The following is a 15,582-nucleotide window of genomic DNA, read 5'->3' as shown; positions in this document are numbered from 1 at the left end:
TCAAAACACATGACCACTATAAATTAGAAAATTCGTATATACGAGCATCTCGTTGTCTGTTTGCCAATGTGATACACATATGATCAGTCAAACACCACTGTCTTATTACCATGAACTATCACCCGATCCTCAAGGTGCATCAGCAATCCACGAGACAACACCGTTTTCTCAACATCCTTACCAAGCCTAACCATGTCTTCAACTTCCTGGCGATGAGAAACGCGGACAACATCCTGTTCAATAATCGGTCCGGCATCCAGTTCCGATGTCACGTAATGACAGGTCGCACCAATCAACTTCACTCCACGCTCAAATGCTTGATGATAAGGTTTGGCTCCGACAAATGACGGCAGGAAACTATGATGAATATTAATAATCCTGCCTCTCATCTCCTGACAAATAGACTGCGGCAAAATCTGCATATAACGGGCTAATACGACGGTGTCAGTCCTATGCTGCTTTATAAGCGTCTCGACTTGCTCAAAATGAGCCTGCTTACTGGAAGGGTCCACTGGCACATGAAAAAACGGTATACCATACCACTCAACCAGACTGCGCAAGGTATCATGGTTAGATATCACGCATGGAATTTCACATTCCAGGTCTCCAGAATGCCAGCGGTTCAGGATATCCACCAAGCAATGAGATTGCTTACTGCACATCAGCACTACACGATGCTTACGAGCAGAATCAACAAGCCGCCACTTCATACCCAATTCAGTGGCAATAGGCTTTACCAGTTCCGAAAATTGTTCTGGCCCGAAAGGCAGTGAATTTGCTTTGATTTCATTGCGAATAAAAAACCACCCTGCCTGCTGATCTGCATGATGATTTGCCTCCAGAATGGTGCCATTGTGTTCGGCGATAAAACTGGAGATGCGTGCTACAATTCCCACTCGATCAGGGCAGGACATAATTAATCTATATACTCTATCCATTTATTTTTTCTATTCTGGTTAAATTATAGGCTGATAATATAGGACCTGTCTGCCAACAAACAATGTAGATCATTGTTTTAAATCACATTTCGCTACCTTGTTTGCAGCACTATACGTTAAAAAAAGTTCCCAAAAATGACCCTTTAAGATAACATGATCCACCTTTAAAAATAGCTGTCTATTTTTTAATCAGATGGCATTTACCACTATGTACAAAGGACGATCCTGATGCTGACACAAGAGCAACTTCTGGCTATGTCTGAAGAAGACTATATGAATGACCAGCAGTTGGAGTTTTTCCACAACCTCCTAGTCAACATGAAACAAGAAATCCGTGAACAAATAGAAACTGCTAGAGAAGAAATCGGCAAGATTGAATATGAAGCGGATGAACTGGACAAAGCTTCGCAAGAAGAAGAACGACGCTTGCAGCTACGGTTTTTAGATCGTCAAACCAAGCTTCTGCCAAAAATCGATGAAGCTCTTAAACGCATCGAAGATGGCGAATTTGGTTACTGTGAAGTAACTGGTGAGCCAATCACAGTTCCGCGATTACTTGCACGCCCAACTGCAACACTTTGTGCCGAAGAAAAAATTCGCCAGGAACAACAGGAAAGAAACTATCGGGATAGCTGATAGCATTTTCCGTATCATAGAGCAGTGTGAGCTGCTCTGTCTGCTTAAATAAAACACCACTAGCAACCTGCCCTTAATTTCCTTTCATTGCTGACGTTCTTTTTCGCTCCTCATTCGGGCACATATTTTGCCGTACCGTCTGAATAACCTAAAAACACAAGGTAGATACGGGTGTGAACTTAATCTCAGCAGTAGAACGCTATCAACAGCAGCAAATTCAATCAAATAGCGCGAATGAACTACAAAAACAGCAGGGGCCTGAACTGCTGACTCCTAATGATTTGCCTGATAGCAATGATGAGTTCATCAATTCGGGTATGGACAAGGATTACCAGGCAGTGGCAACACAATTCCACCCACAGGCAATAACTTTCCCTGACATCCTCTCAATGCGGCAAACTCTCTACGACCACAGCCTGATCAACTTACGCGAGGCGAATACCCTTGTAGTAGCAACGCAGACTTATCCTGACAAGACCCCTTTTAACCTGGAGGAGGCGCTGAACGAATACCAAAACCAGGACGGCAGTTATGAGACAAATGTGGATGTTGATCGACTAAGGGTCGTTACAGCAAACATTATTGCCGCTCGAAAGCATTGACAATAACCATTATAGACACCGACTCAACAAACCATATCGCTGTGATTTAAGACACCAGAACATGCCATATATGACATTAAAAGACATATAATCAGACAGTTTATATAAGAGATTAGAATAACCTCTTCACAAGACTACATTGACAGGTAAATGACTACTACAAACTAAATAAAAATGATTTTTTTGGCATCTGAACCTTGCCCAAAAAAGCAGCCTTTTCGGCGCAACAGAAGGAACAGCAGCTTAAAAGAACAACTAGTGTAGCGTCTTGAATAAAACCTATATTAAAAAAGCACCTCAAGATGTTCACAGCGAGGCTCAGCTCGCAGGCAATGGCCACACCCTTGTCGAGAGAGCTGGAACAAAGCTATGGGCGCCTTGAGGGCTTCTCGAACAGTGGGACGCCGTTTTCTGAACTTAACGTAGATTTTCGAAGTGAATTCGGCGGCCCCTTACAATATGCGTTTCATTTGAGACACTACACTAGAGTCCAAAGCACCAAATCAAACCAGAGTGTTCGTCATTTCCGCTATCTGATACTGAATCACATTACAGAGAATGACGAACAATCTACACTAAACCGACAGACACCCAAGCTAATATGCATATGGATGAGGCAAGCTCCAGCGCCGCCAGCCGGGCTCATGCATCATTTAGATGTACTTCTTGACTGTTTCCAGCAACTGCTTGTCTGAAACAGGCTTAACCAAATAGTCTTTGGCGCCTTGTCTTTCACCCCATACCCTATCTGTTTCCTGATCTTTTGTGGTAATAATCACAATCGGAATGTCTTTGGTTGAAGGATCATGAGCGAGCTTGCGCGTAGCCTGAAAACCGTTCAGCTCCGGCATGACAATATCCATCAACACCAAATCCGGCTTGGTTTCCTGGGCCATCCGAATTCCCTCAACACCATCCATAGCTATGACCACTTCATAACCGGCTGATTCCAGAGCCTGCTGAGTACCCGCAACATGAGTTGGTGAGTCATCGATAATCAATACTTTTGCCATTTCAATACTCTCGTTAATTCAATAATTACCCGCATTTCGATTAAGAACACACAATCATTCCATTACGAAACTTGTAAGCTTACTGGCCATTACAACCATAGCACGAATTGGCTTCATATTTTATTAGATACCAACACACTAAGAAAACAATATCAGTTTATCAATGTGCAAGTATCTTAAATAAAATCCAACCCAGTTCGCACTTAACTAAAAAACCAACTGTAGCTAACGACATCCCAGCCATCATCTGTAAATAAAAGTAACTACAGTAAATCTTCAAACAACATGAACGCGCTATTCATATTTAACAATTCTCGGTGTTTTAACCTTACCTGTAAACCGGCCATAGCTGACTTCTTTGTTTTAATGAGAGCATCATACCAAAGACAAATTCCAGTCCAACCCCGAGATATAACAAACAAAACTGTTTATCCTGCGGTCAAAACGACCAACCGGACCAAAAAAAGAACAAATCCATAACAACAAATAGTTTTATCAATAAATAACTTGCTGTTAGCCTGCTAAAGATGGTTAAAAGCAGTACCTCCAAACACAGCTTCATCACACGCCAGAACATTCTGGACGCTACGCTTTCTCTAATTTTAGAGAATGGGGGCCAAAATGTCTCGCTAAGAAAGATTGCTAACAGAATAAACTGTTCGGCACCTTCCATTTATTATCACTTTAAAAATAAAAATGACATTATTTCGAGTCTTTGGGAAAGCGAAATGGCACAAGTCACTGCATTTAGCCAAAGTAACCATGCTTTACTCGACATACTTAACGAATATGTGCAATTTCTGATAAAAAACAAAAGTCTTTTTCTATTAATATGCACAAACGAACAAACTGACCTGGAAGAACTGAATAGCTCCCGCCTGTTTCAAAAAAGCCTGCAGCACAAAATAACAGCTGCACCTCACCATATAGAATACCCAGAACAACTTACCACTATTATTCTGGCGGCAATACATGGTTTGGTATTATCAAATACCTTGAAAATTTCTGACCATCAGAAGACTCATAAACTTCTTGAGCAAATGACTAACTCGCTCATAAAGTAGTTCTGAATTTTCCACCAACAATACTGTGGCGGTTATCTTTGAACTCAGATTGACGTCTAAATGCTTATTATAAAAACACAAGCATCAAAATAACTCACCTTTTAACCATACCAGGCACAAACTGACAATAAACGGCATATTTGCCAACCAAAAAAGTTTAAGCAAAAACCCTATCTTGTTTTATGGTTAGTTAAAAACTCTTCAGCAAAAAACAACAGCACTATTGACGATAATTTCCCATGCTTATCGAACTTAAAAATATCTACAGCAGAATGACCTTGTATATATCAAACTTGGCAACTTTCGATCAAAAGTTAAAATAGAATGGCTTTTCTTATTTTTAAAGTGGTTTCTATTTTTTTAAAACCATCGCAAGTATGGTTTAAAATGCTTCTCAAAACCTGAACCATTTCCAGCGCCATAACCCATATCGACTATTGAAAAAAATAATAGATACAACTCGGTTACACCAGCAAACTGTGGTTTTGCGAGCAGTACTACCCTGCTTGCATCAAAACTATTTCTATTTTTCAGAGACTTCCTAACTAATACCTAACAAGATGCATTCATTTCAAGCGCTTTATATATCACGCTAAAAAAGACACAGCTGCTGCCCATCTCCACGTCCCCGGCTACGTATCCCCATACCCAAAAGGCGCACAGGCTTCTCCCTTCTCTTCCAGGCCTGTTCACATAGCGCTTTAAATATATCTGCATCAAAGCTACGGGTTGTACATTCAACAGTGGTCTGAGTGAAATCAGCAAAGCGAACCTTAACAAAAGCCTTGCCAAAGTATTCCGCGTTAATTTTGCTCATACGCTGACTCAACTCCAGATACAGCGACCCCATATTCGTCAGACAAGCACTAAGACCATGCACATCTTCGGCATAGGTGCGCTCAACACTCAAGGATTTCCGCTCCCTCGACACTTTCACCTCACGGTCATCAATACCCTGACTCATTTGATACAAATGTTCACCAAAGCTTCCATAGGACGCCACAAGCTCTTTCACCCCCTGCTTCTGCAGCTGACCACATGTATAAATACCCTGACGGTGCAAACGCTTGGAAGTCACCTTACCAACACCATGGATTCGATCAACAGAAAGATCTTTTACGAAATCAGCCACCTGTTCAGGTGTGATCACAAACAATCCATCTGGCTTACGCCAGTCGCTGGCAATCTTGGCAAGATACTTGTTTGGGGCGACCCCCGCAGATATGGTAATCCCGATCTGTTGTTTCACCTGAGCCTTGACAGTCCTAGCTATCAACGTCGCACTCCCCTGACAATGGTCAGTATCGGTGACATCAACATACGCTTCATCAAGCGATAAAGGCTCGATAAGCTCTGAATATTGTTTGAAGACTTCATGGATTTGTCTTGATGCTTCTCGATATGCATCAAAACGACTGGGAAGAACAATTAAATCGGGACAAAGGCGTAGAGCCTGAGCAGTAGGCATAGCTGAGCGTATACCAAAGTGGCGAGCCTCATAATTACAGGTAGACAAGACTCCACGGCGTCCAGTTCCACCAACAGCAACCGGACGTCCTTGCAATTCCGGGCGATCACGAATTTCGACGGCGGCATAAAAGCAATCGCAATCAAAATGGATGATTTTTCGCTGATGATTCACTCGCCAACACCCAACACTGTAAATAAATACAGCATTATTCAAATACAGGCGATTGTGTCAACAAGTGATCTTGACAACAGATACCACTAAGATGAGAAATCAAGGCATCCACAGCCGATGAACGACTTACTCCATTAGAACCAGATTATCCCGATGAATCAATTCCGGCTCAGAGATATACCCCAATATATCGAAAATTTCTTGACTGGCGTGGCGAAGTATTTTTCCGCAATCTGTCGCATCATAATTGATAAGACCAATGGCCACGAGGCGACCAGATTCTCCAATACAACTAACTGCCTCCCCACGCTTGAAATTGCCTTCGATACGATTCACTCCTACCGGCAACAAGCTGCGTCCTTTTCTAACCAACGCCAGCTCTGCACCTGCATCCAGAAATATACGTCCGCGGGTTTTCAGGTGCCCAGCCAACCACTGTTTACGTGCAACAATAGGCTCCTGGTCAGGAGTCAACAATGTGCCTATCGCTTCACCTGCCCACAGCCGGCGCAGAACATTTTCCTCCCGGCCTGCGCAAATAGCGGTAATCGCTCCGCTGCGGGAAGCTAATTTTGCCGCCCGTACTTTAGTCGCCATACCGCCACTGCCGAGCGCGCCTGCTCCCGAAGCCATAGCCACCAAGGAGGGATCTGTGGCCTTCGCCTGTGAGATCAAAGAAGCGTCTTTTGAATATCGCGGGTCTTTGTCAAAAAGTCCTTGCTGATCTGTCAAAATAATCAGCGCATCCGCTTCCATAAGATTTGCTACGAGAGCACCAAGAGTATCGTTATCACCAAACTTTATTTCGTCTGTAATAACCGTATCGTTTTCGTTAATGATTGGCATCACAGGCAGTGATAGCAATGTCCTCAGAGAATTTCTAGCATTAAGATAGCGCTTACGATCAGACAGATCCTCATGGGTTAACAATATCTGCGCAGTATGAATATGATGCTCTTTAAAACACTGCTCATAACACTGCACCAGACTAGTTTGTCCGACCGCAGCTGCGGCTTGTAGTGATTCCAGTTCTATGGGCCGGCGACTCCACCCCAATCGATGCATTCCTGCCGCCACAGCACCTGAGCTTACAAGAATTATCTGCACACCAGACCGGTGCAGATCCGCCAGCTGGTCAACCCAACCCTTGATTCTCTGGCAATCAAGGCCCTGACCATCATTGGTTAATAACGAAGAGCCAATTTTTACAACCCAGCGCTGTCCGCGAGTCAAAGGGGACTTAGAGTTCATTTATGTGTCTGATTATGTTTGGGTCAATACGAATCAGGAGCGATATTCAACTTCCACATCATCGTCAAAGTCATCATCATCGTTATCCTGGGCTTTTCGGGCTGCACGTCGTGCCCGGGCCAGCGATTCTATTTTTTCTCTGGCCTCAGTTTCAACCAAATTACGATGCAATTGCTCCTGCTCTGCCAGTTCAGAGTTTTCTTCAAGTATCTGCTTACGTTCTTCGAGAAACTCCATGACTTTCTGACAGACATCTTCAGTTCCTGTTTTTGAGATCGCCGAAACCCTAAAAACAGGCCCCTGCCAGTTCAACGCATCGATTAAGGCCTGACAACGGCTTTCCCGTTCATCCTCTGGTAACAAGTCCAACTTGTTCAACACCAGCCAGCGTTCACGTTTTGCCAATTCAGGAGAAAATTGATTTAGTTCGTTAATAATGATTTTGGCCTGCTCTGCTGGATCGGCTTCATCAAAAGGTGCCATATCGACCAGATGCAACAATATGCGAGTACGCACCAGATGTTTTAAGAATCTGATACCCAAACCTGCACCTTCGGAAGCACCTTCGATAATTCCTGGCACATCCGCAATAACAAAACTGCGGGAATATTCCGTACGAACCACTCCCAAATTAGGAACCAAGGTGGTAAACGGATAATCAGCAACCTTGGGTTTGGCCGCAGATACTGCGCGAATAAAAGTAGACTTACCGGCATTTGGCAACCCCAGCAGGCCGACGTCTGCCAGCACTTTCAATTCCAGCTTGATATTACGACTTTCACCCAGAGAGCCCTTGGTAAATTGCCGGGGAGCTCGGTTCACACTGGATTTAAAGCGAGTGTTTCCAAGGCCATGAAACCCCCCTTGAGCAATCTTAAAAACCTGTCCGTGCTGGGTAAGATCAACGAGCACCTCATCGGTATCCTCATCAATGACAGATGTTCCCACCGGTACCACCAACACTGTATCCTCGCCTTTTTTACCGGTCATATCCTTGCCTCGCCCATTTTCACCACTTTCTGCGCGATATTTCCGAATGTAGCGATAATCGATAAGGGTATTCACATTCTCGTCTGCCTTAACCAGGACGCTGCCACCATCGCCACCGTCTCCACCATTAGGGCCGCCTTTGGCAATGAACTTTTCCCGCAGGAAACTGACACAACCGTCACCGCCTTTACCGGCTTCTATATAAACACTTGCTTCATCTACAAACTTCATGGTTTTGTCCGAAATATCGAAATCTGGTTACGTTAGTTTAACTAATATTTCGTAACCAATATTAAATTCTTGAGGGAGCGGCGATGCGCAATAACACAGAGGGGATATCGAGGCGCAGCCCTTTACAGTCAAAAGTGGCAACTTACAATTAACAGGCAATCATTAAAACAATAGCGCAAAAACGAAAAAAGCCCTGCCATAGCAGAGCTTTAATACAGAATCATCCCGATTAGGCGGGAACTACATTCACAACCCGCTTGTTATTTCTTACTGTGTACTGAACAACACCATCTGCTGTTGCAAACAAAGTGAAATCACGACCTAAACGAGTGTTTTTACCTGCATGGAACTCAGAACCACGCTGACGAACGATGATATTACCGCCAACAACAGTCTGGCCACCAAATATTTTAACGCCAAGACGCTTACTTTCTGAATCACGACCGTTACGGGTACTACCACCAGCCTTCTTGTGAGCCATTGAACTGTCTCCTTAACCTTTGATACCAGTAATTTTAACTTCAGTGTACCACTGACGGTGGCCCATCTGTTTCATTTGATGCTTACGGCGCTTGAACTTAAGAATCTTAACTTTCTTATGACGCCCCTGGGAAAGCACCTCAGCAGTCACCTTGGCACCTTCAACAACAGGCTGACCGATATTTATTTTTTCACCATCGGCAACCATAAGCACTTTGTCAAAATCAATTGACTTGCCGGTTTCGGCTTCAATTTTCTCCAGCTTAAGGCGCTGGCCTTCTTCTACACGGTATTGCTTACCGCCAGATACGATTACAGCGTACATGGACATTCTCTCTTATAAATGAATCAAACCTGGACCAGTTGTTCCGTTACTTAAAACCTGCTTCTAAAGGCCTTGCCTACGCTGTGGCACCCTATGGCAGGGAACATGTTTGAGCTGGAAATCCAGGACGCGCGATTCTACTGAAAGCAGCCTGCGTTAGCAAGCGACTAGAGACCATTTCACTATTAATACTCGCAAGCGGCTTGACGGGTCTATCACCTGCACTTAGCATCCGCCGCTACCGCAGTCAGAAAACGTACCCAATGGATCTAAAACAAATTATCGCAACGGTCCAGGATGACTTCCAGGCCGTTGATCATGAAGTGCTCAGGATGCTGGATTCCCGGGTTCCTCTCATAGAGAAAATAGCAGAATATATTATTTCCAGCGGAGGTAAACGCCTGCGTCCGCTTATTGTGCTACTGGTTGCCAAAGCCAGTGCTTATCAAGGAAATAAACATATCAAACTGGCTACATTGATCGAGTTCATTCACACAGCCACACTGCTACATGACGATGTTGTCGATACCTCCGACTTACGACGCGGAAGGCCCACAGCTAATGCAAAATGGGGAAATGCCCCCAGTGTTCTGGTTGGTGATTTTCTGTACTCGAGAGCATTTGAAAACCTGGTACATGTTGGTGACATGGATATTATGGCCACCATTTCGAAAGCAACCAGCATTATTGCCGAAGGTGAGGTTCTACAACTGATAAATGTAGGCAAGCCAGAAACAACAGAAGAGGACTATCTAAAAGTCATTCACGGCAAGACGGCAACGCTGTTTGAAGCCTCCAGCCTCGGAGCCAGTTTCCTGGGCGGTCACAACCCCGAACTTCAAAACAGCATGCAGATTTATGGCCTGGAACTGGGAATGGCTTTTCAGATTATCGATGATGTGCTTGATTACATCGGCAACGCCGATGAGCTGGGTAAAAATGTTGGCGATGATCTAGCAGAGGGCAAACCAACCCTGCCGTTGATCAAAGCCATGGAGTTTGGGTCACCAGAGCAACGAAGCCTTATTGCAGATGCCATAAGCAATGCCAGCAGAGATCATCTGGAACCGATTGTTGGCGCAGTCAGAGACTCTGGCGCCCTGGAATACTGTATTGAACTGGCTGAGAGCAAATCCAAAAAAGCGATCAGGCACCTTAAGGTCATGCCTTCTTCCATATACCGTGACTGCCTTGAAGCAATCGCCCACATTGCAGTGCAACGAAAAAACTAAGTCACATATAATTGGGGGCTTAACTATCCTACGGTATGCCCCCTGACCATCTGCCCATAGACAAATCCGTGCAACGCAAGATAGTCCAATTCAGTCAACTCACAAAACTCCAGCCCGTAAGCCGCAACACTATTCGCCATTTCGAAACGGTCCAGCTCCGCCACTACACGAGCCTCCCAATGGACTACTCTGGATACGTGACCAACTCTTAACTTGGTTGTAAGCAACAATATGTCCCCAGGGTGGGCAGCTGGCGCTACAGTCTCAAGCTTTGCCCCGGTTGTGCTGATGTCCACGACAGCACCATTCACTGCCTCATAATCCGGCTGGCTTCGATTCACAACTGAGACGCTGATTTTCGCAAGCACCCGCTCTGCCTTTCTGATTTCTCCGACCTCCACAGTGGGCGGATATGATAGATGCAGATAGTTATAGGGTGTGGTGCAAATGTGTTTAACCTGAGTCTTGAACGCACAGGCATTCTTGTTGGAAAAAAACCGAACCACTACCTCTTGATCCTTTCTGAGCAGCAATGGCCGATCATTTGCAAGCATGGGAGTTGTGATGATAACCGTTTTTCCATGAAGATAACCAATCATCCTCGACTGATATTTCTGTCCGGGGTTAGACGTTAACTCTATGTTTAATCTGATACCGTGGGGAATTTGAAGTTTTTGTAAGTCCATGGGCGCATTTCACAGGCGACAGCTTTAACAACCGAAATAATAGTATTAACACCCTAGCCGATATATTACCAATTACCAGACTAAATAAAATTTATCTGGCGACTCTGCGGTTACTTGAGTCATTTATTTATCGAAAAAAGGAATACTTGCTAATAATTCATCTATCCTGGACTGACTCCAGAACTCTCTGGGCTCACTATCTAATGCCCTAAGTGCATCCTTATCAAGCATCACTGGTTTGTTTTTCAAATTCTCCACAAACTGTTCAAGCCGATCTGACTCAATCGCCTTAACCAACAACAGATAGAAAGAGATCCCAGCCTGATTAGCCAGCAAATCTATACCGGAATAACCAGAATCCTTGTTATCAGAATCAGAAAGCTCTTTAAACAAACCAACCTGCTTGGCCGAATCAGCAGTGGTTTGTGCCGCCAATAATGCAGAAAATACAAAATGCCTCGCCAAATCACGATGGCCAGACAGATAAAAACGAATAGCAGGAGGGTCCTGGATTTTCAGATCAAACAAGCTGTTCACCGAGTTCCCAGCAACATATTGAGCAATTACGGTCAAAAACACCTTCAAGTCTTCAGATCCCGGCCTGGCAGCTTCAATCACAGCAGCCAACCATTCTGCTATTTCCGAACGATCTTCAAACCGCGTATTTACCTGATGAATTACCTTAAGAAATTTTGAAGCTTTCACCTGTTCCTGAGTGGTATCAAAAGTCGTTAACTGCTCACTCAATAATGGAAACCATGTTAGACCAATACTGACTCCCTGGGATGTCGGCACAATACTCAATCGCACCTTCTGCCACTGATCCTGGACAGACTCGGGAACCCGATGTTTTATGAGTCGATTAACATAACGGACAACTGCATTGGGCAGAGAAAGATCTGATAAAGATATACTGGTAACAGCCGGAAATTCTCCAGGAATAACTTGCCAGACAACATCCAGATTGAGATATCGAAATGTACTGGAAAAAATAGGGTAGGATAAATGAGTTACGACCCCGATCTCTGTAGACTCAACCCGAATATTGAGATTTTCATCAACACCGTACTGAGCCAGAAGCAAGGCCAGCGCAAGGTTCAATTCACGTTCCGTAAGATCTAGAACATAACGACTGCCGGTTTTCAAATGACCTGGCTGATACTTCTCCCACAGAGCCTGCATGCGCTTAAGATCGGAAAAATTTAATGCCGGCTTGGTCTGAACGACGGCTCGAGCATCTGAGACCCATAGACCTAAGGCAACCAGTAGCCCCATAACAATTAAGATCAAAAAAAGGCTGGTCTTCAAAAATCTACGCATCTAATCAACAACCTGATCTACATAATATGCCTTAAGACTCTTAAGAATCCCATTTTTCCATGGGCGCTGCTTAATACCGAAACTATTCAGTATTTTTTGGCAATTCAAGACGCTATTCGGTCGCTGAAAGTTCTCTTCACCCGCGACCGGTACGACACCGACAGCAACAGTATCAGTGAAACGCGAGTTTTCCTGCAATATATATAAGGCAAGCTTATGCCAAGTGGTGGAATCATAACCACAATAGTGATAGGTCCCCCAAAGCCGGTCTGTGGTTTTACAACTCAACTGTTCAGTAATTGCAACCAAAACAACGGCAAGGTCATGACTATAAGTAGGGCAACCATGCTGGTCGGTGGGGACTCGCAACTCACTATTGCTTTTTGTAGCCTCCAGTAACCTGGAAAAAAAATTGTTTCCGTACTCGCCAAAGACCCAACTCGATCTCACAATGACATGCTTAGACCATTCTGATCGTAGATACTGCTCTCCTAGCAACTTGCTACGACCATAAACACTGACCGGATCCGGCTCATCCTCTTCACAATACTGTCCGACTTTTGTACCGGAAAATACATGGTCAGAAGATAAATGAATCAGCTCTATATCAAATTGCTTACAAACCGTTGCCAGCACTCTTACTGCATCAGCATTAACAGCCTGACAGCGTTCTGCTTCCAATTCAGCCGACTCTATTCTGGTATATGCCGCACAGTTAATAATAAAATCAGGCCGGTATTCTTTGACAACTCTTAAAACCTGATCAACCGCACAAATATCCAGCTGGCTGAATTCCATTGCCAGGGTCTCATAGCCTCTGAAACGGGCGTAACTTTTAACCGCCCTTCCCAGCTGCCCCTCAGCACCAGTGATCAGATATTTCACTTAATTGACATCCAGATATTCCAACACTCACCCGACCTGAGCTTTATTCAGGGCCAGAATGCATTCCACCCGTGATAGCTGCCCTATCTATCCAGGAAAACAGCAATCACTTATACAAAAACATGCCTGAAGAGGTTATTTACTGAATGCAAAAACCTCTTCATCGCTTTGAAATATACCGTCAGAACGGGATGTCATCATCAAAATCATCAAAACCTGTCGGCTGCTGGGGCTGCTGTGGTGCAGGTTGTTGACGATACGGCTGCTGCTGAGGCGGGGCTTGATGCCCTCCTTGTTGAGGCGATGCGGGTTGTTGACCGTACCCACCACCAGCACTAGTTGACGGTTGATTAGGATAATTCCCATAGCCGCCACCCTGCTGGGGAGCCTGAGGTTGCTGTGGCGAGGCCATATTGGGATTACCGCCGGCAGAGTATGAGGAAGACTGGTCTGCATTATCACGGCCTCCCATTAGCTGCATTTCATTCGCAACAATTTCCGTGGTATACCGATCCTGGCCATTTTGATCCTGCCATTTTCGGGTCTGCAAACGACCTTCAAGATAAACCTGACTTCCTTTACGCAAATACTGCGCAGCTATTTCAGCAGTACGACCAAACAACACGCAACGATGCCACTCTGTCACATCCTGACGCATACCCATTTCATTTTTGGGCCCCAACTCATTAGTCGCGACATTGAGAGTCACAACCTGCGTACCACCGGCTGTGGCACGGACATCCGGATCCTGTCCCAATCTCCCGAGGATAATAACTTTGTTTACGGTACCTTTGGCCATCTAACTTTCCTAACTTGATTTTTCAATAATTATGCTGCCTGACGATTCAATACTTGTCGAATGTCATTTTCGCTGATTTCTGTCTGGCGGAATTTTACCAGCACTTTCCTACTTTTGGCTTCAAGACTCACGGTCTCAACACCTTTCAATGCCAGAAGCGTTGCCTGCAGTGATGTCCAGTACTCTTCATGCCAGTCACTTAAGTCCAAAGTCAGACTGACAAGACGCGCTGGAACCTCCTGACCAAGGCTGATGAAGTACCACAACACAAGCATTCCAGAGGACATGATGATGACCCCTTGTTTGTGCCAAACACTATATACCAGCCCTCCCAACATACCACCTATTGCGGCTCCCAGAAACTGACTGGTATTGAAAACTCCCAAAGCAGTTCCTTTTGATTCCGCTGCGCAAATACGTGAAATCAGGCTTGGCATCGCCGCTTCCAGAAAATTGAAAGCGATAAAATACAGTACCAGCAAAGTGCCTATAGTCAGCCAGTGGCTTCCTGCTGGTGTTAAAAGAGAAACTTCTGAAATCAAAAGCAACAGGATGGACAGGCTGAATATTCGCACCATCTGGTTTTTCTTTTCAGCCAGAATCATAAAAGGCACCATCAGAAAAAAGGCCAGAATCATTACAGGCATATACAACCAGCCATGGGATTGTGCCGCCAGACCAGCATGCTCAAGCATGACAGGTACAATGATGAACGTTGACATCATCCCCATATGCAAAATGAACACCCCTGCATCCAGCCTTAGCAAATTAGGGTTACGACTCACCCGTAAAGCTGCTTTAAAAAAGTGATCCACAACAACAGGTCGCCCCTGATGTTCCGGATTAGGAACTACTTTTACGACCAGAAAAATTGCTACTAATGCCAGCAGAAAGGTCGCTGCAAAAACCCCTTGCAACCCAAACCAAGTCGCCAGCCAAGGCCCGAGCATCATCGCCACAGTAAAAGACAACCCGATGCTAATCCCTACAGCGGCCATCGCTTTAGTACGGTGCTCCTCCCTGACCAGATCCGTCAGCAAAGCCATTGTTGAACTGGCAATCGCTCCAGCACCCTGTAAACAGCGCCCTAGAATTATCCACTGAATATCCTGAGCAAACGCTGCCACAACACTCCCTAATGCAAACAAACACAAGCCGGAAACAATTACTTTCTTACGCCCAATCCGATCTGACAACCATCCAAGCGGTACCTGCAACAACGCCTGGGAAATGCCATAAATCCCCAGAGCTATTCCCAACAACTCAGGAGTAGCTCCTTTAAGTTCTGTACCAAAGGTCATCATAATTGGCAAAATCATGAACAGCCCAAGCATACGGACCACATAAACCCCGGTTAACGCCAATACTGCGGTTCGTTCCTGTTTATTCATTACGACTCACTGTACTCTTTAAAAACATAATACTGACTAGCATAAGATCAAAAACCCGCGCAGTTTATAGTATTTGACCATTATTTACGCACCTGTT

The 15,582-nt window shown here is 44.7% G+C and carries 16 protein-coding genes and 1 pseudogene; 5 read left to right on the top strand and 12 right to left on the bottom strand.

Going from position 1 to position 15,582, the window contains the following annotated elements; translation table 11 throughout:
- Positions 1 to 83 precede the first annotated feature (83 nt).
- On the bottom strand, positions 84 to 938 hold the full coding sequence (purU, locus tag ACQY6I_RS22550; RefSeq protein ID WP_428243827.1) for a formyltetrahydrofolate deformylase: 855 nt from the start codon (positions 936 to 938) through the stop codon (positions 84 to 86).
- Positions 939 to 1,166: 228 nt separating this feature from the next.
- Here purU and dksA point away from each other — a divergent pair, with 228 nt between their 5' ends.
- Entirely contained in the window at positions 1,167 to 1,574 is a 408-nt protein-coding gene (gene dksA, locus ACQY6I_RS22545; RefSeq protein WP_428243825.1) for an RNA polymerase-binding protein DksA, read from the top strand.
- A 173-nt stretch (positions 1,575 to 1,747) separates the two neighbouring features.
- Positions 1,748 to 2,176, top strand: coding sequence for a hypothetical protein (locus ACQY6I_RS22540; protein WP_428243823.1), 429 nt, complete (start codon positions 1,748 to 1,750; stop codon positions 2,174 to 2,176).
- Between the two features lie 653 nt (positions 2,177 to 2,829).
- Here ACQY6I_RS22540 and ACQY6I_RS22535 read toward each other — a convergent pair.
- Entirely contained in the window at positions 2,830 to 3,189 is a 360-nt protein-coding gene (locus ACQY6I_RS22535; RefSeq protein WP_044618434.1) for a response regulator, read from the bottom strand.
- 527 nt (positions 3,190 to 3,716) lie between these two features.
- On the opposite strand from ACQY6I_RS22535, the pseudogene ACQY6I_RS22530 reads away from it, so the two are divergent.
- Both ACQY6I_RS22530 and ACQY6I_RS22525 read left to right on the top strand, forming a co-directional pair.
- Positions 3,717 to 3,887: pseudogene (locus ACQY6I_RS22530) on the top strand (TetR/AcrR family transcriptional regulator); the annotation flags it as partial.
- 30 nt (positions 3,888 to 3,917) lie between these two features.
- Positions 3,918 to 4,253 (top strand): hypothetical protein, encoded by a 336-nt coding sequence (locus ACQY6I_RS22525; RefSeq protein ID WP_428243942.1) that lies wholly within the window; start codon positions 3,918 to 3,920, stop codon positions 4,251 to 4,253.
- Between the two features lie 592 nt (positions 4,254 to 4,845).
- On the opposite strand, the gene dinB is transcribed toward ACQY6I_RS22525, so the two are convergent.
- The 5 genes from dinB to rplU form a co-directional block, all read right to left on the bottom strand.
- Positions 4,846 to 5,895 carry a DNA polymerase IV gene (gene dinB / locus ACQY6I_RS22520; protein ID WP_428243821.1) on the bottom strand — a complete coding sequence of 350 codons (1,050 nt, stop codon included), beginning with the start codon at positions 5,893 to 5,895 and terminating at the stop codon, positions 4,846 to 4,848.
- A gap of 126 nt (positions 5,896 to 6,021) precedes the next feature.
- On the bottom strand, positions 6,022 to 7,146 hold the full coding sequence (gene proB / locus ACQY6I_RS22515; protein ID WP_428243819.1) for a glutamate 5-kinase: 1,125 nt from the start codon (positions 7,144 to 7,146) through the stop codon (positions 6,022 to 6,024).
- Positions 7,147 to 7,179: 33 nt separating this feature from the next.
- Positions 7,180 to 8,367 carry an Obg family GTPase CgtA gene (cgtA, locus tag ACQY6I_RS22510; RefSeq protein WP_428243817.1) on the bottom strand — a complete coding sequence of 396 codons (1,188 nt, stop codon included), beginning with the start codon at positions 8,365 to 8,367 and terminating at the stop codon, positions 7,180 to 7,182.
- Between the two features lie 229 nt (positions 8,368 to 8,596).
- On the bottom strand, positions 8,597 to 8,848 hold the full coding sequence (rpmA, locus tag ACQY6I_RS22505) for a 50S ribosomal protein L27 (protein ID WP_044618437.1): 252 nt from the start codon (positions 8,846 to 8,848) through the stop codon (positions 8,597 to 8,599).
- 12 nt (positions 8,849 to 8,860) lie between these two features.
- The gene (gene rplU, locus ACQY6I_RS22500) at positions 8,861 to 9,172 is read right to left on the bottom strand and encodes a 50S ribosomal protein L21 (protein ID WP_428243814.1); all 312 of its coding nucleotides are present in this window, start codon (positions 9,170 to 9,172) and stop codon (positions 8,861 to 8,863) included.
- 263 nt (positions 9,173 to 9,435) lie between these two features.
- On the opposite strand from rplU, the gene ACQY6I_RS22495 reads away from it, so the two are divergent.
- Complete coding sequence (locus ACQY6I_RS22495; protein WP_428243812.1) at positions 9,436 to 10,404, top strand: polyprenyl synthetase family protein; 969 nt, start codon at positions 9,436 to 9,438, stop codon at positions 10,402 to 10,404.
- A 23-nt stretch (positions 10,405 to 10,427) separates the two neighbouring features.
- Here the strand turns inward: ACQY6I_RS22495 and ACQY6I_RS22490 are convergent, their stop codons facing one another.
- The 5 genes from ACQY6I_RS22490 to ACQY6I_RS22470 all read right to left on the bottom strand — a co-directional run bounded on the left by ACQY6I_RS22490 (position 10,428) and on the right by ACQY6I_RS22470 (position 15,485).
- Positions 10,428 to 11,090, bottom strand: coding sequence for a flagellar brake protein (locus ACQY6I_RS22490; RefSeq protein ID WP_428243811.1), 663 nt, complete (start codon positions 11,088 to 11,090; stop codon positions 10,428 to 10,430).
- Positions 11,091 to 11,213: 123 nt separating this feature from the next.
- Positions 11,214 to 12,410, bottom strand: coding sequence for a hypothetical protein (locus ACQY6I_RS22485; protein WP_428243809.1), 1,197 nt, complete (start codon positions 12,408 to 12,410; stop codon positions 11,214 to 11,216).
- Positions 12,411 to 13,295 carry a dTDP-4-dehydrorhamnose reductase gene (rfbD, locus tag ACQY6I_RS22480; RefSeq protein WP_428243807.1) on the bottom strand — a complete coding sequence of 295 codons (885 nt, stop codon included), beginning with the start codon at positions 13,293 to 13,295 and terminating at the stop codon, positions 12,411 to 12,413.
- A 181-nt stretch (positions 13,296 to 13,476) separates the two neighbouring features.
- Positions 13,477 to 14,094: a single-stranded DNA-binding protein gene (locus tag ACQY6I_RS22475; protein ID WP_428243805.1), complete on the bottom strand. Its 618-nt coding sequence runs from the start codon at positions 14,092 to 14,094 to the stop codon at positions 13,477 to 13,479.
- A gap of 29 nt (positions 14,095 to 14,123) precedes the next feature.
- Positions 14,124 to 15,485 carry an MFS transporter gene (locus ACQY6I_RS22470; protein ID WP_428243804.1) on the bottom strand — a complete coding sequence of 454 codons (1,362 nt, stop codon included), beginning with the start codon at positions 15,483 to 15,485 and terminating at the stop codon, positions 14,124 to 14,126.
- Positions 15,486 to 15,582: the final 97 nt, after the last annotated feature.

This window comes from Gynuella sp., from assembly GCF_050297175.1.
Taxonomy (GTDB): Bacteria; Pseudomonadota; Gammaproteobacteria; order Pseudomonadales; family Natronospirillaceae; genus Gynuella.
Note: the sequence above shows the minus strand (reverse complement) of the source record. Positions and strands in the feature narration are given on the sequence as shown.

Excerpts from the sequence above, each read along its gene's own strand:
- dksA (WP_428243825.1), top strand. The coding sequence starts at position 1,167 with ATGCTGACACAAGAGCAACTTCTGGCTATGTCTGAAGAAGACTATATG.
- ACQY6I_RS22525 (WP_428243942.1), top strand. The coding sequence starts at position 3,918 with ATGGCACAAGTCACTGCATTTAGCCAAAGTAACCATGCTTTACTCGAC.
- ACQY6I_RS22490 (WP_428243811.1), bottom strand. The coding sequence starts at position 11,090 with ATGGACTTACAAAAACTTCAAATTCCCCACGGTATCAGATTAAACATA.
- cgtA (WP_428243817.1), bottom strand. The coding sequence starts at position 8,367 with ATGAAGTTTGTAGATGAAGCAAGTGTTTATATAGAAGCCGGTAAAGGC.
- ACQY6I_RS22475 (WP_428243805.1), bottom strand. The coding sequence starts at position 14,094 with ATGGCCAAAGGTACCGTAAACAAAGTTATTATCCTCGGGAGATTGGGA.
- ACQY6I_RS22495 (WP_428243812.1), top strand. The coding sequence starts at position 9,436 with ATGGATCTAAAACAAATTATCGCAACGGTCCAGGATGACTTCCAGGCC.
- ACQY6I_RS22485 (WP_428243809.1), bottom strand. The coding sequence starts at position 12,410 with ATGCGTAGATTTTTGAAGACCAGCCTTTTTTTGATCTTAATTGTTATG.
- ACQY6I_RS22470 (WP_428243804.1), bottom strand. The coding sequence starts at position 15,485 with ATGAATAAACAGGAACGAACCGCAGTATTGGCGTTAACCGGGGTTTAT.
- rpmA (WP_044618437.1), bottom strand. The coding sequence starts at position 8,848 with ATGGCTCACAAGAAGGCTGGTGGTAGTACCCGTAACGGTCGTGATTCA.
- rplU (WP_428243814.1), bottom strand. The coding sequence starts at position 9,172 with ATGTACGCTGTAATCGTATCTGGCGGTAAGCAATACCGTGTAGAAGAA.
- proB (WP_428243819.1), bottom strand. The coding sequence starts at position 7,146 with ATGAACTCTAAGTCCCCTTTGACTCGCGGACAGCGCTGGGTTGTAAAA.
- purU (WP_428243827.1), bottom strand. The coding sequence starts at position 938 with ATGGATAGAGTATATAGATTAATTATGTCCTGCCCTGATCGAGTGGGA.
- ACQY6I_RS22535 (WP_044618434.1), bottom strand. The coding sequence starts at position 3,189 with ATGGCAAAAGTATTGATTATCGATGACTCACCAACTCATGTTGCGGGT.